Genomic DNA, 14,577 nt, shown 5'->3' with positions numbered 1-14,577 from the left:
GGGTCCTTCAGCTGAAGCGGGCACCGTGCCGCTCCTCCACGGCGGACAGCAGCTGCTTGACCCGCTCGGCGTCGGACACCGGGCAGACCATCGTGACGTCGGCGGTGGCCACGACGACGCTGTCGCGGACCCCGACCAGCGCCACGAGGTGCTCCGGGTCGTCGCTGAACACGATGTTGCCCGCGCTGTCGAGGGTCACCGCGAGCCCGCCCACGGCGTTGCCGTCGGCGGCGGCCAGCGTCTGCGCCAGCGCCGGCCACGAGCCGACGTCGAGCCACTCGACGTCGAGGTCGGCGACCAGCACCCGGCCGGGCTCGGTGGCCGCGGGCTCGAGGACGGCGTAGTCGACGCTGGTCTTCGGCAGCGTCGGGAACACCTCGGCGAGGACGGCGTCGCGCTCCGCGCCGGCCGGCGCGGCCACGATCCGCGCCAGCCCCTCCGCCGACGCCGGCAGGTGGTCGGCCAGCGCATCGAGGACGGTGCGGGCCCGCCAGACGAACATGCCGGAGTTCCACAGGTACTCACCCGACGCCAGGTAGGCCTCGGCGGTGGCGCGGTCGGGCTTCTCCTTGAACGCGGCGGCCTCGGCGACCCCGGGCACCTCGGTGGCCGGGCCGCGGCGGACGTAGCCGAAGCCGGTCGCCGGGGCGGTCGGCGTGATGCCGAGGGTGACCAGCGCCCGCGGCCGCGCGGTCACGGCGTCGAAGGCGGTGGTCAGCGTGGCGGCGAACCGCTCGACCGGGCGGATCACGTGGTCGGCGCTCACGACGGCCAGCTCGGCGTCGGGGTCGGCCTCGGCGACCAGGGCGGCGGCCAGCCCGACGGCGTTGGCGGTGTCGCGGGCGACCGGCTCGAGCACCAGCCGGTCCGGTCGCAGCCGCGGCAGGGCCGCCCGCACCTGGGCGCCGTAGCGGGCCGCGGTGCAGACCCAGATCCGCTCGGCCGGGAGCACGGCCTCCAGCCGGGTGAAGGCCTCGGCCAGCAGGCTGTGCGGAGGGCCGTCGCCGTCCTGGAGCACGTCGAGCAGCTGCTTGGGCCGGGCGGCGCGCGACAGCGGCCACAACCGGGTCCCGGAGCCTCCCGCCATGACCACCGCGTGCCTCATGCCACACCTCCTCGACGGGCCCGGCCGACGTCGTCGGCGCGGCGCTGGAAGCGGGCCCCGGCGGCGACCCGCCCGCTGACGTAGGACACGAGCATCCGGCCGCCGAGGCCGGCCCGGAGCGCGGCCCGCAGCGGGGCGTTGCGGGGGCCCGGGTACTGGCCGGACAGGTAGCGCAGCGCGCTGGTGTGGTGCACCCGCTGCATGCGGTGCGGCTCCCGGCGGGTGGCGTGCCCGCCCTCGTGGACGACGACGGCGCTCGGCGCGTAGACGTGCAGCCAGCCCGCACGCCCCAGCCGCCGGCCGAGGTCGACGTCCTCGAAGTACATGAAGTAGCCGGGGTCGAAGCCGCCCACCGCCCGGAACGCCTCGAGGTCGACGAGGAAGCAGGAGCCCGACAGCCAGCCGGCGGTGCGCTCGCGCGGCGCCTCGCGCTCGCGGCGGTAGCGCGCCGTCCACGGGTTGCCCGGCCACGCCCAGCCCACCAGCGCGTGGCCGGCGCCGGTGGACAGCCGCGGCAGCTCGCGCGCCGACGGGTAGAGCTCGCCCTCGGGGGTGCGGATGGCCGGGCCGACGGTGGCGGCGCGCGGCCAGCGGGCGGCGACGGCGAGCAGCTCGTCGACCGACCCGGGCTCGAAGCGGACGTCGGGGTTGGCCACCAGCGCGTACCGGCCCGGGGCCCCGGCCAGGCCGGCGTTGACCGCCGCGCCGTAGCCGACGTTGCCACCCGTGCGCAGCAGCCGCACGTGCGGGTGCGCGGCGGCGACCCGCTCCGGGACGCCGTCCGTGGACCCGTTGTCGGCCAGCACCACCTCGACGGGCCGGGTCGTCGCCTCGGCCAGCGAGGACACGAAGCCCTCGAGCGCCTCGCCGGGGGAGTAGGTGACCGCCACGACGCGCAGGGGGCCCGACGGCGGTGCGCTCACGCCTCCCAACCTAGATGCGCCTCCCCGCGGACCTCCGCGCGAGGGAGGCGACCGGGGTGGGTGAGGCGTCCGGGACGACTGTGACGGGACGTTCCCACCCCGCCGCCGAGGTCCCCGGGACTCAAGGACCGGCTCCCTACGGTCGATGGGTGTCTGTGCGCAAGTACCTCCTCACCCACCGTTGCGCCGCCGTCCCGCTCGCGCTGACCTGTGGCCTGCTCGTGCTCGGCGGCTGCAGCACCGGCGGGACCCAGGCGGACACGACCACCACCGCCGACGGGACGACCTCCACCGGCGCCACCGGCTCCCCGGCCGACCCCACCGCCGGCACGCCCGCGGCGGACGGCTCGCCGGCGGTGGACACCGACGCCGTGCAGACCGACGCCCCCGTGGACTCCGCCTCGCTGGTGCTGGCCCGCGCCGAGTGGTCGCCCGGCCTGCCCGGCATCGAGGCCGCCGCGTTCGTCCAGGGCCTGGTCGAGACCGGCGGCGAGTGCACCGCCGTCGCCGAGCCCGCGGACGGCGGCGACGCGGTGTCCAGCGAGGCCACCGAGGCCGAGCCGGGCCCGGCGACCACCGAGTGCGGCGCGCTCGCCGTCGTCCTGCCCGAGGGCAGCACCGGCGCGTGGGCGGTCACCGTGACCTACACGTCCGGCTCGACGGAGCTGGAGTCCGAGACGGTGACGGTGGACGTCCCGTGAGCGGCCGCTCCGTCCCCCGGCGGGCGCGGCTGCTGCTGGCGCTCGCCTGCGTGCTGGCGTCCCTGGCCGGCCTCGGCGTCGTGCAGGTGACCACCGCTGCGCCCGCGCAGGCGGCCAGCGCCGCGGACTTCCGCGCCGGCAACATCATCAGCGACGCCGTCTTCTGGGACGCCTCCACGATGGCGCCCTGGGACGTGCAGGCCTTCCTCAACGGCAAGGTCTCGTCCTGCCAGGCCGGCTACACCTGCCTGAAGGACTACCGGGAGAACACCTGGACCCGGCCGGCCGACGCCCAGTGCGCCCAGTACAACGGCGTCGCGGGGCAGACGGCCGCCGACATCATCTGGAACGTCGCCCAGGCCTGCCAGGTCAACCCGCGGGTGCTGCTGGTCCTCCTGCAGAAGGAGACCAGCCTGGTCACCAAGACCAACCCGACGTGGGACAACGCCTACAAGAAGGCCACCGGCTACGGCTGCCCGGACACCGCCCCGTGCGACGCGCAGTACTACGGCTTCTACAACCAGGTCTACAAGGCCGCCTGGCAGTACCGGCGGTACGCGGTGAACTGGAGGAACTACTCGTACCAGGCCGGCCGCTGGAACACGATCCAGTGGCACCCGAACGCCGCCTGCGGGACGACGTCGGTCTACATCGAGAACCAGGCCACGGCCGGGCTGTACATCTACACGCCCTACCCGCCCAACCAGGCGGCGATGAACAACCTCTACGGCACCGGCGACGGCTGCTCGTCCTACGGCAACCGCAACTTCTGGCGGATGTTCACCGACTGGTTCGGCAGCACGCAGTACTCGGTGGTCGGCGAGATCGACGCCCTCTGGCAGCGGATGGGCGGGATCGGCGGCGCCCTCGGCGCGCCGGTGGGCGCGCGGTACCCGACGTGGGGCAACGGCTGGACGCAGGGCTTCCAGAACGGCCGCATCCACTACTCGCCGGCGACCGGCGCGCAGGCGGTGCTGGCGCCGATCTCGTGGGCCTACGACCCGCTGATGGGCGAGTCCGGCCCGCTCGGCTACCCCGTCGGCCCGCGCTACGCGACGTGGGGCAACGGCTGGACGCAGGGCTTCCAGAACGGCCGCATCCACTACTCCCCCACGACCGGCACGCACGCGGTCCTGGCGCCGATCTCCGCCGCCTACGACGCGCTGCTCGGCGAGTCCGGCCCGCTCGGCTACCCGGTCGGCGACCGCTACCAGACGGCGGGCAACGGCTGGGTGCAGGGCTTCCAGAACGGCCGCATCCACTGGTCCCCCACGACCGGCGCGCACGCGGTCCTGGCGCCGATCTCCCCGGCCTACGACGAGCTCCTGGGCGAGTCCGGGCCGCTCGGCTACCCGGTCGGCGGCCGCTACCAGACGGTGAACAGCGGCTGGGTGCAGGGCTTCGAGAAAGGCCGGATCCACTACTCGCCGGCCACCGGGGCGCACGCCGTCATCGGCGGCATCTCCACGGCCTACGACGCGCTGCTCGGCGAGTCGGGCCCGCTGGGCTACCCGACGGGCGACCGCTACCCGACGCCGGGCAACGGGTTCACCCAGACCTTCCAGAACGGGCGGATCCACTGGTCGCCGGCCACCGGCGGGCACGCGGTCGTGGCGCCGATCGCGGCGACCTACGACTCGCTGACCGGCGAGTCCGGCCCGCTGGGCTACCCGGTCGGGTCGCGCTACGCGACGCCCGGCGGCGGGTGGACCCAGGCGTTCCAGAACGGCCGCATCCACTCCTCCCCGGCCAGCGGCACGTTCGCGGTGCTCAGCCCGATCTCGACGGCCTACGACCCGCTGCTCGGCGAGTCCGGCCCGCTCGGGTACCCGGTCGGCGCGCGCTACCGGACGTGGAACGACGGCTGGACCCAGGCCTTCCAGAACGGCCGCATCCACTACTCCCCCACCACCGGCGCGCACGCGGTCCTGGCGCCGATCTCGGCGACCTACGACGCGCTGCTCGGCGAGTCCGGGCCCCTCGGCTACCCGGTCGGCGACCGGTACCAGACGGCCGGCGGCGGGTGGACCCAGGCGTTCCAGAACGGGCGCATCCACTGGTCCCCCACCACCGGCGCGCACGCCGTCCTGGCGCCCCTCTCCCCGGCCTACGACGCGCTGCTCGGCGAGTCCGGTCCCCTCGGCTACCCGACGGCGGACCGGGCACGGGCGGCCGGGAGCGGCTGGGTGCAGGTGTTCGAGAACGGCCGGATCTACTGGTCCTCCACCACCGGTGCGCACGCCGTCCGGGGGTCGGTGGCGCAGGCCTACGCCGCCGCCGGGGCCGAGTCCGGCGAGCTGGGCTACCCGACCGGGGACCTGGTGACCGAGCCCGACGGGGCGCAGCGCCAGGACTTCCAGCACGGCTCGATCCGCTGGACCAGCGCCGACGGGGCGACGGTGACGCTCACGACCGACTGACCGGCGCGCGGTACGACGCGGACGGCCCCGGGACACCACGGTGTCCCGGGGCCGTCCGTCGTCCGGGGCCCGCCGGTCGGGCGGGGGGCCGGGTGGCGCGTGCCGGGCGGTGCCGGTCAGGCGGTGCGGCGGCGCCGGACGACGACCTCGACGGCCACCGCCAGCGCGAGCAGGAGCACCCCGGCGCCGGCGGCCGGCACCAGCAGCCGGTCGGCCAGCGGGTCGAAGTACAGGTCCACCCGGGCGTCGTCGAGGTCCCCGGGGAGCTCGATCGTCAACAGCGTGTCCTCCACCGAGCCGACCTCGACCGCGGTGCCGTCCACCTCGGCCCGGAAGCCCGGCCAGGCGGGGATCCGCAGCACCAGCCGGCCGCCGTCAGCGGGCGTGGAGACCCGCAGGGACTCCCCCGGCTCGCCGCTGCGGAAGGCCGCGGCCGTGTCCCCCGCGGCATCGTCCCCGGCGGCCTCGACGGAGACGCCGTCGGAGGCCCAGGTGACCCGGCCGGGCAGGCCGTCGTCGCGGACGAAGCGGCCGTAGACGCCGGCCAGGCCCGCCTCGGTCCACGCGCCTCCGTCGCGGAAGTGCTCCTCGACGGCGTCCGGGGCGTACGGCGAGAGCAGCACCTGGTCCGAGGAGAGGGCGTCGATCCACCGCAGGTCGGTGCCGGGCACGCGCTCGAGCAGCCCGTCGGTGCACTCCTCGGTGGACTGCACCTGACCGAACAGGTCCTGGCACAGCCGCTCGGTCCACGCGTCGTGGCCGACCGCCACGTAGCCGAAACCCGGGCGCAGGCCGGCGACGAGGTTCGCGTTGCCGGGGAGCACGCCCCAGTCCCAGCCCTGGTCCTGGACCTCGCGGCCGACGTCGTCGAACCCGCCGAAGACGTACACGGTGAGCGCGGTGTCCGTCGCCACCGAGCGGTCGCGGAAGGCGGCGACGTCGTCCCCCCAGGCCGGGCGCAGCGCCATGTTGCGGAACGGCAGCCCGGTGGCCGGCAGCTCCGCCTGCTCGTCGGCCCGCGCCTGCGCCAGCGTGGTCGAGCCGACCGGGGCGAGGTCGGCCGCGACCGCCAGCGCCACCAGCACCGGACCGGCCACCCGCGGCAGCCAGGCGCGCAGCGCTCCCCCGGCCGCGGCGGTGCGCCGGCGCAGCAGGAGCGCCAGCGCCGCCACCGCCGCCGCGGCCAGCACCGCGGCGAGCAGGTGCCACGCCCACAGGGCCGGCGAGCGCACCAGGGCGAGCCCCAGCTGGGCACCGACCAGGCCGAGGGCGGCGAGGACGCGGCGGCGCGTGGGCCGGGCGGCGGCGGTCAGCGCGACGGCGGCGAGCACGGCCAGGGCCGGGCCGGACACGGCGAGGTAGCGGAACGGGTAGCGCAGCTGGCCGACGTCGGTCGGCATCTGGGTGAGCACCAGCGCCGCCCCGAGCAGGACCATCCCGGTGAGCACCCCGCGCCCGCGCAGCGCCCGCCGCCAGTCGACCAGCGCGAGGGCGGGCAGGGCGAGGACGGCGGTGGCGGCCAGCGGCGGCGTCCAGAGGTACCCGCCGGCGGCGCCGGAGACGCTGGGGGTCAGCGTGCTCCCGCCGAGCACCGCGTCGAGCAGGTTCGGGATGAGCGAGCCGACGTTGGCCAGCACCGTCTCCGGCGGCTCGCTGCGGGTGGAGGCCTCGGCCATCTCCTGCGACGCGAGCAGCCCCGGCGCCCCGGCGACCAGGCCGGCGGCCCCGGCGGCCAGCCGGGACAGCACCGGCGCGGTGCTCCGGCCCTCCCGCCGGCGGCGGCGCTGCTCGAGCAGGTGCCCGGCGACCAGCGCCCCGGCGGGGACCAGCACGTACGGGTAGCCGGAGGCGGTGAGCTGCCAGGCGGCCAGCGCGGTCACGACCGCGCCGGGCCAGCGGCGCAGCACCAGGCCGAGCCACAGCCAGGGCAGCCACGCGGTGCCCCACATCAGCGGCCACCAGGACCCGCCGACCCACAGGAACAGGCCGGTGCTGGCCGCCCCCACCGCCGCGGCCGCCGCCAGCGCGGGGCGCACCCGCAGCGCGACCAGCAGCAGCACCAGGCCCAGCCCGAGGACCAGGGTGGCGCCGGCGCCCAGCAGCCAGCCGGCGTCCCGGAGCGTGTCGAGGCGGGCGACCGCCGCGCTGATCAGCCAGTGCGTGGGGTCGAGGACGCCGTACTGGGGGTCGGCGACGAAGTTGCCGCCCGAGCCGAGCTCGGGGTCCAGCAGCGGCGGGCGGACGCCCGGGGAACGGCCGAGGTGGCCGAAGCCCGGCACGTACTGCGCCTGCTGGTCGTCGAGCCAGAAGAACCGCGGGACGAGCGCGCGGAGGGCGGCGAGGAAGGCGACCTGGGCCACCAGGTACCCGCCGACGGCGAGCGCCGCGTCACGGGCACGGCGACGGCCCGCGGGGCCGCGGGGAGCCGCGATCGGGGCCGTCTCGGACCGGTGTGCCTGCGTCGCGGTCATCCCGCCGGGTTCCGCCTCCTCGTCAGCCGTCGCTCCAGCCCGGCGGTCGCGCCGAGGCCCGCGGCGAGGGCGAGGACCGAGAGCACGGCGCCGGCGCCGACGGCGACGGTCCCGAGCCCGGCCCGGGGCCGCTCGTACGCGATCTCCAGGGTGCCCTCCCCGCCGCCGGCGGGCAGCACGACCTCGACGGCGGTGCCGTCGACGACCTCGACGTCGACCGGCTGCCCGTCGACCCGCGCCACGTAGCCCGGCCACCACGGGATCCGGGTGAACACGCGGGCGTCGTCGCCGGACCAGCTCACGCGGTAGCTCTCCTGCTCGAACCCGACGTCGATGGCCTCGACCGAGTCGACGCCGTCGCTGACCCAGGTGACCCGGCCCGGCGTGGCCTCGCGGCGCTCGTAGCGCAGCAGCCCGCGGTCCTCGCCGGTGCGCTCGTAGGAGCGGTCCAGCGCCGCGCGGATCTCGGCCGGCGCCCGCTCGTCGAGCAGGACGACGTCCTTCGACAGCGCCTCGAGCCAGGTGACGTCGGTGCCGGGGACCTGCGCGAGCAGCCGGTCGACGGGGTCGGGGCAGTCGCCCACGACGCCGACGAAGCTCGCGCACCACCGGTTCGCCCACCCGGCCTGGCCGAGCGAGGTGTAGGCGTAGCCGGGCCGGATGCCGGCGAGCAGCGCGGCGTTGCCGACGGCGGCCCCGCGCAGCGCGCCGCGGTCCTCCCCCGGCTCGCCCCACCAGAGGACGGTCGCGTTGAGCCCGACGCCCTGGCTGGCCTCCTCGAAGTCCGAGACCAGGGACGGCCAGACCGTGGTGTCGTAGATGCCGCGGGCCGGCAGCCCGGTGGGCTCGGCGCCGTGGTCGCGGGCGTCGATGCGCTGGTAGGTGATCGCCGCGCCGATGCTGGCCAGCGGCGCGGCCGCGGTGGCCACCAGGGCGAGCACCGCCAGGACGGCGCCGGCGCGCGCCCGGGCGGGGGTCCCGCCGTCCCCGGCCGGCTCGGCGTCGCGGGCGGCGCGCCGGGAGGCGAGCACCCCGGCGACGGCGAGGACGACCAGCCCCCAGAAGACGACGAAGGCGTGCCACTTCCACATGACCGGCGTGCGCGACCAGGCCAGGACGCCCTGGGCGACCAGCAGCCCGGCGGCCAGGGCCAGCCGCCGCCGGCCGAGGTCCAGCCCGCAGCGGCTGGCCAGCACGGCGACCAGCACCGGCGAGACGACCTGCAGGACGACCACGTAGCGCCACGGGTAGCGCAGGTCGAACAGCACCGTCGGGCTCTGCGTGGCCACCACCGCGACGACGCACAGCGCCACCGCCGGCAGCACGCCCGGGGTGCGCCAGAGCCGGACGCCGTCGGGGCGGACCCGCCACCGGACCAGCGCCAGCACGGGCAGCACGAACCAGGCCAGCGCCATGACCGCCGGCTGCATCCGGTCGCCCCACCAGCCGAGCACCGACGGCGAGAGGGTCGCGCTGCCGAGGAGGACGTCGAGCAGGTTGGGGATGTGCTCGCCGGCGTTGCCGAACGCGTCGCCGGCGCCGCCGAGGCTGCGCTGGCTGAAGGGGGTGAGGGCGCTCGCGGTGAGCAGGCCCGGCGCGCCGAGCAGCGCGCCGCCGGCACCGGCGGCCAGCCGGACGACGAGGTCGCGCACGCCGCCCTCGGCGCGCGGCTGCTGCAGCCGGACCAGCGCGACGCAGGCGACCACGATCGCCGAGAAGGGCAGCGCGTACGGGTAGCCGGAGGTGATCGTCATGTAGGCGGCCACCACCGCACCGGGCACCGCCCAGCGGCTGCGGCTGGACAGCGCCCACCACAGCCACGGCATCCAGGCGGTGCCCCACCCCGAGGGCCACCAGGACGTCGCGTACCAGAGCATGAAGCCGGAGTTGACCGCGCCGAGCGCGGCCGCGGCCGCCCACACCGGGCGGGCGCCGAGGTGGGTGGCCAGGACCGTGGTGCCCAGCCCCATCACCGCGACGACCAGGATCTTCATCCCCCACGCCGCGGCGTTGAGGTCCTGCGCCGAGCCGACGACCTGGGCCAGGAGCCAGTGCACCGGGTCGAGCACGCCGTACTGGAGGTCGGCGACGAAGGCGCCGCCCGAGCCCTGGTCGGGGTCGATCAGCGGCGGCGTCCCCGGCTGCCGGCCGAACCAGGAGAAGACCGGCAGGTACTGCGCCTGCATGTCGTCGATGTAGAAGAACCGCGGCTGCCACAGCCGCACGACCAGCAGCAGGACGGCCTCGGCGGCGACGAACAGCCCCGCCGCGACCAGGCCGGCGCGTGCCGGGGAGCCGGGGCGGCGCAGGCCGGCGCCCGGGGACTCCGGCGACCCGGGCGGCGTGCCCGGCCGGTCGAGCACGGACGCCCGGGAGCTCATGCGGAGGCCTCCCGCCCGCCGGGGATCAGGTCGTGCAGGGCGTCCTCGATCTGCTCCATGCGGGACCAGGTCAGCGCGCTGGTCGGGGCGTCGCCGCGGCCGGCGAGCAGCCAGCCGGTGCCGGACTCGATGAGCTTGTCCGCCACCAGCCGCTCGATGCAGGAGACGTCGGGCACCGAGTCCCCGACGAACCAGACGTGGCTGGACTCCTGCCGGGGCAGCCGGTCGAACAGCACCCGGAACGGCTCGAGGGTGACCTTGTCGCCGGTCGCCTCCTCGGAGGTGACGACGTGGTCGACGACCTGGTCGAGCTCCAGGTGCACCAGCTTGCGGAACTGGATCTGGGCGGTCAGGTCGGTGACGATCGCGATCGGGATGTTGTTGTAGCGCAGCGAGCTGAGCAGGTCGCGGGCGCCGGGGCGCAGCTTGGCCGCCAGCAGGTACTCCCGCCAGTACTCCTGCTCCAGCGCCAGCGCGAGCGCCGGCTGGCTGCGCAGCCCCAGCATCTCGATCGCCTCGTGCCCGTAGAGCAGCCGGCTGTGCGAGCTGCCGGTGTCGCCCAGCCGCGCCTTGACCCGCTTGCGCGCGCCGTCCCAGACGTCGAGGAACGCCCGGTCCTTGACGCCCAGCTCGCGGGCGGCGAAGGCCACCACCGCCGCGGTCCCCGCCCGGTGGCAGGGCTCGTAGGGGTAGAGCGTGTCGTCGAGGTCGAAGATGACGAGCGACGGCAGGCGTGGGGTGGTCATCGGAGGGTCGACTCCAACCGGTTGCGGCGACGCTCGAGCATCGCCAGGACGAGGATCAACTGCATGAGGCCGCGGCTGCCGCCCAGCCACACCGGCTCGCTGACGAACAGCTCCTCCGGCCGGTCGAGCAGGTGGCGGGCGAGGCTGCGCACGTCCCGGGGGGTGAGCGGGGACGGCGAGACGGTGAGCTCCACCGCGCCCGGCTCGTTGAGGTACTCCAGGCGCGAGGGGACGCCGCCCACGGAGATCAGTGCCCGGCTCAGCCGCTCGGCGAACGCCAGGCCGCGCAGCCGGGCGACCACGCGCAGGGACAGCGGGGCGTCCAGCGGCTGGTCCTCCGGCGGCAGGCACCGCTCGGACTCCAGCCGCAGGACGACGTCGGCCAGCGGGCGCTGCGGGAGGATGTAGCGGTCGCGGTCGGGCTCGCGCCGGTCGATCGAGGCCTGCACCGAGGTCAGCGCGTGCCCGCGCTCACCGACGTCGCGCTCGATCTTCAGCCGGCGCCGCAGCGGCTCGTCCATGTCGGTGAAGACCGTGAGGTCCACCTTGGCCCGGACGTCGCCGCTGGTCAGCGCGTGCAGCCCGCTGACCACCACGAGCTCGCGGTGGGCGATCGGGCGCTGCTTGGTGAACCGGCCGCGGGCGTGGTCGTAGTGGCGGCACCACACCTCCTCGCCGGCCAGCAGCCGGAAGGTGTCCCGGGTGAGCCGGGGCAGGTCGTTGGCCGCCGGGTCCAGGTGGGTGGTGACGTTCCACAGCGGCGCGTGCCGCTCGTACAGGTGGTAGTCGTCGCCCATGAGGAACGACGTCGCCTGCTCGCCGAAGACGTCGGACAGCGAGATGCACAGCGTGTCCTTGCCGGTGCCGCTGTCGCCGGCGACCGCCATCGACAGCGGGGCCCGGGAGAGCCGGTAGACGTCGTACTGCTGCAGCGCCCCGCGCAGCACCATCGCCAGGGCGATGGCACCGGCGACGACGGCCGTGGTGGCCAGCAGGTCGAACAGCCAGGCCGGCAGGTCGAAGGCGGTGCGGTCGACGTCCCGGAAGGTCATCCCGAGCGCCGGCGCGTCCCACCGCGGCGCCGCGCCGCTGGCCGACACCGCCTGCGAGGCGGTGACCGCGACCCAGAAGCAGAAGACGGCGGCGCGCACCCGCGGGCCGGTGCCGGCGGCGATGACGGCCAGGAAGGGCACCGACCACAGGAACCAGCCCGGCGAGGCCGGGGTGAGCAGCGCGACCGCGGCCAGGGCGACCGCGGTCACGGTGAAGACCAGGTCGGGGTTGGCCCGCCGGAACCGCCACAGCACCGCCAGCAGCGCGGCGTAGACCACCGGCAGCAGCACCAGCTGCAGCCCGGGCCCGAGGGTGATGACGTAGTCGACGGCGGCGCCGAAGGTCGGCGTCCCCAGGACCATCTCCCGGTAGCCGCCGGAGACCGCCGGCAGGAAGAGCAGCACCAGGCCGGGCAGCAGCCCGGTCAGGTACGGGACGAGAGCGGCCCGGTAGCGGCTGTTGCGCAGCAGGAACAGCAGCGCGAACGGCACGATCAGCACCGAGCTGGCCTTGACCGCGACCGCGAGGCCCGCGGCCACGCCGGCGGCGGACCACTGCCGGCGGCGGAAGGCCAGCACGGAGGCGAACATCAGCAGCGTCGGCACCAGGTCCAGCTGGCCGTGCACGTACGCGGCGTAGACGAGGATCGGCGAGACGGCGGCGAGCACGACCGCGCGGCCGGGGCGGGAGCCGCCGGTCCGCAGCAGCAGCCAGGTGATCAGCAGGTCGGCGACCAGGACGCCGACCGCCATGCCCAGCTGCACCGCCCACGGCACCGGCAGCCACGAGGTCAGCAGCCCGAAGAAGCCGAACCAGACGAGCATGAGCGGCCCGTACGGGAAGGCCTGCTCGACGCCGCCGTCGGCCAGCCACTCCGACCACGGGGTGAACGAGGGCTGCTCGAGGAAGTGCTCGACGAAGGGCGCGAACCAGGCCCGCTGCACCGCCGGCACCAGCACGGCCAGCAGCGCGACGCGCACCGCGAACCCCGCGGCGAGCAGCAGCTTCTGCCGGGGGCCCAGTTCCCTCAGGCCCACAGTGCGGGCCTCTTCGTGCAGACGGCGTCGAGCTCGAGGCCGGCCTCGGCCAGCGCGCGGCGGATGCCCGCCACCTCCGGCTCGGGGTCGCGGGCCTGCAGCTCGGGGCTGACCACCATCACCCGGTACCCGGTGCCGGCCAGCGCGGCGAGGTCCTCGCGCGGGGGCAGGGCGCCGGTGAAGGAGTCCAGCCACACCCACTGCGCGCGCGGCTGCAGCGCCAGCACGGTGTGCACCGACTCGTACTCCGAGATGCGCGCCATGCAGCGGCTCTCGCCGCGGCGCAGCGTGCGCACCATGAAGGGGAAGGACTGGTCGAGGTAGGTCCACTCCTCGACGCCGCGGGCGGCCAGCGCGGCCTCGACCCGCTCCTCGAGGCCCTCCTCCTTGACGTTGGCCACGAGGAAGGCGTGCGCGTAGGCGTCGAGCCACTCCTCGAGGTCCACGCCCGGGTCGAACGGCTCGTGGGTGACGACGAGCCGTTCGCCGTAGGACCGGATGTCCATCTCGATGCCGAGCTCGCGCGGGGTGTCGGCCAGCTCGGCCGGCAGGTTCCGCCGGTGGGCCACGACGAGGGTCACAGCTGCTTCCTCAGCGCCAGGCTGAAGTCGACCGTGCGCTTGATGAACTTGCGCTTGGCGGCGAGGTCGACGTTCCAGGACGAGGTGCCGAAGCGCCGGGGCGCGAAGACCACCGGCACCCGGCGGATGTCGAAGCCCCGCTCGGCGGCGGTGTACATGGCGAACAGGTCCAGCGAGAAGTCCTTGGGCGGGGTGCCCCACTGGTCGAGCAGCTCGCGGGAGAACATCGTCGGCTGGGCGTTGATGTCGGTGAGCCGGCGGCGCAGCAGCACGGTCTCGAAGACGCTCATGCCCGCGGTGAACACCCGGTCGGCGACAGGCCGGCCGTAGCGGCGGCCCTTGACCAGCACCGGGCCCGCGGCGCCCTCCATCGCGGCGACGGCGCGCAGCGCGTCGGCGGGGTCGGTCTGCAGGTCGGCGTGGGTCCAGCCGACGATCGGCGCGCGCGCCACCGCCAGTCCGGACGTGATCCCCCAGCCGTAGCCCTCGTTGGGGTCGACCCGGATCGACCGGACCCGGTCGTCGGCGGGGTCGAGCAGCCGGGCGAGCACCTCGGGGGTGTCGTCGGTGCTGCCGTTGTCGACCAGGATCACCTCGCCGTCACCGGCCTCGGCGGTGAAGCGGGCGCGCAGCACGAGCTCGGGCAGCGAGCGGGCCTCGTTGTAGCAGGGGACGACGAGGCTGAAGGCGGGCGTGGGCCGGGTCGGCTCAGCCATGCGGGGAGGCCACCTCTCGGGGCTCGGGGCCGCGCACGGGCGACCGGAAGACGAAGCGGGCCATGCCCACGAAGTTCCACGCGGCCGACAGGCCCGTGGCCACCAGGAAGCCGACGGCGACCTGCCAGGTCCGGCCGTCGTCGAGGACGGCCAGGACCAGGGCGTTGGCACCGACGTTGATCCCCAGGGCGCACAGGTAGACCACCACGAACGCCACCAGCGACCAGCGGTGCGACTGCCCGCGGAAGGTGAACCGCCAGTTCGCGACGTAGGCGAACACCGCGCCGGCGATGAAGCCCAGCGCCTTGGCCCAGCCGTGCCCGACCCCGCCCCACAGCAGCAGCTGGTAGACGACGGCGTCGATGAGCACGGTGGTGCCACCGACCAGCACGAAGCGTGCCAGCGAACCCCTCACGACCGGTTCCCCCCTCCGGCGACGGTCA

The 14,577-nt window shown here is 75.6% G+C and carries 11 protein-coding genes; 2 read left to right on the top strand and 9 right to left on the bottom strand.

Translation table 11 applies throughout. From position 1 onward, the window contains the following. Positions 1 to 7: 7 nt before the first annotated feature. Both ACFO3M_RS17200 and ACFO3M_RS17195 read right to left on the bottom strand, forming a co-directional pair. A complete protein-coding gene (locus tag ACFO3M_RS17200; RefSeq protein WP_387991460.1) occupies positions 8 to 1,105 on the bottom strand; it encodes a mannose-1-phosphate guanylyltransferase in 1,098 nt (365 codons plus the stop codon). After that, entirely contained in the window at positions 1,102 to 2,028 is a 927-nt protein-coding gene (locus tag ACFO3M_RS17195; RefSeq protein ID WP_387991457.1) for a glycosyltransferase family 2 protein, read from the bottom strand. The genes ACFO3M_RS17200 and ACFO3M_RS17195 overlap by 4 nt, the downstream gene beginning before the upstream one ends. A 149-nt stretch (positions 2,029 to 2,177) precedes the next feature. Between ACFO3M_RS17195 and ACFO3M_RS17190 the strand changes: the two genes are divergently transcribed. Further along, positions 2,178 to 2,729 (top strand): hypothetical protein, encoded by a 552-nt coding sequence (locus tag ACFO3M_RS17190; protein ID WP_387991454.1) that lies wholly within the window; start codon positions 2,178 to 2,180, stop codon positions 2,727 to 2,729. Next, complete coding sequence (locus ACFO3M_RS17185; protein WP_387991451.1) at positions 2,726 to 5,149, top strand: hypothetical protein; 2,424 nt, start codon at positions 2,726 to 2,728, stop codon at positions 5,147 to 5,149. The genes ACFO3M_RS17190 and ACFO3M_RS17185 overlap by 4 nt, the downstream gene beginning before the upstream one ends. A 116-nt stretch (positions 5,150 to 5,265) precedes the next feature. Here ACFO3M_RS17185 and ACFO3M_RS17180 read toward each other — a convergent pair whose 3' ends face one another. The 7 genes from ACFO3M_RS17180 to ACFO3M_RS17150 are packed head-to-tail and all read right to left on the bottom strand — an operon-like array spanning position 5,266 to position 14,549. Further along, entirely contained in the window at positions 5,266 to 7,620 is a 2,355-nt protein-coding gene (locus ACFO3M_RS17180) for a hypothetical protein (protein ID WP_387991448.1), read from the bottom strand. Beyond that, positions 7,617 to 10,001 (bottom strand): hypothetical protein, encoded by a 2,385-nt coding sequence (locus tag ACFO3M_RS17175; RefSeq protein ID WP_387991446.1) that lies wholly within the window; start codon positions 9,999 to 10,001, stop codon positions 7,617 to 7,619. The genes ACFO3M_RS17180 and ACFO3M_RS17175 overlap by 4 nt, the downstream gene beginning before the upstream one ends. Then, positions 9,998 to 10,747 (bottom strand): HAD family hydrolase, encoded by a 750-nt coding sequence (locus tag ACFO3M_RS17170; protein WP_387991443.1) that lies wholly within the window; start codon positions 10,745 to 10,747, stop codon positions 9,998 to 10,000. Before ACFO3M_RS17170 ends, ACFO3M_RS17175 begins: the two co-directional genes overlap by 4 nt. Beyond that, positions 10,744 to 12,837 carry a hypothetical protein gene (locus tag ACFO3M_RS17165; RefSeq protein WP_387991440.1) on the bottom strand — a complete coding sequence of 698 codons (2,094 nt, stop codon included), beginning with the start codon at positions 12,835 to 12,837 and terminating at the stop codon, positions 10,744 to 10,746. Before ACFO3M_RS17165 ends, ACFO3M_RS17170 begins: the two co-directional genes overlap by 4 nt. Then, positions 12,828 to 13,418 carry a PI-PLC domain-containing protein gene (locus ACFO3M_RS17160; protein WP_387991438.1) on the bottom strand — a complete coding sequence of 197 codons (591 nt, stop codon included), beginning with the start codon at positions 13,416 to 13,418 and terminating at the stop codon, positions 12,828 to 12,830. Before ACFO3M_RS17160 ends, ACFO3M_RS17165 begins: the two co-directional genes overlap by 10 nt. Continuing rightward, on the bottom strand, positions 13,415 to 14,134 hold the full coding sequence (locus ACFO3M_RS17155; RefSeq protein ID WP_387991435.1) for a glycosyltransferase family 2 protein: 720 nt from the start codon (positions 14,132 to 14,134) through the stop codon (positions 13,415 to 13,417). The genes ACFO3M_RS17160 and ACFO3M_RS17155 overlap by 4 nt, the downstream gene beginning before the upstream one ends. Further along, positions 14,127 to 14,549, bottom strand: a complete 423-nt coding sequence (locus ACFO3M_RS17150; protein ID WP_387991432.1) for a GtrA family protein — start codon at positions 14,547 to 14,549, stop codon at positions 14,127 to 14,129. Before ACFO3M_RS17150 ends, ACFO3M_RS17155 begins: the two co-directional genes overlap by 8 nt. Positions 14,550 to 14,577: the final 28 nt, after the last annotated feature.

Origin of the sequence: Geodermatophilus arenarius, assembly GCF_042654585.1 — a bacterium.
Taxonomy (GTDB): domain Bacteria; phylum Actinomycetota; class Actinomycetes; order Mycobacteriales; family Geodermatophilaceae; genus Geodermatophilus; species Geodermatophilus arenarius.
Note: the sequence above shows the minus strand (reverse complement) of the source record. Positions and strands in the feature narration are given on the sequence as shown.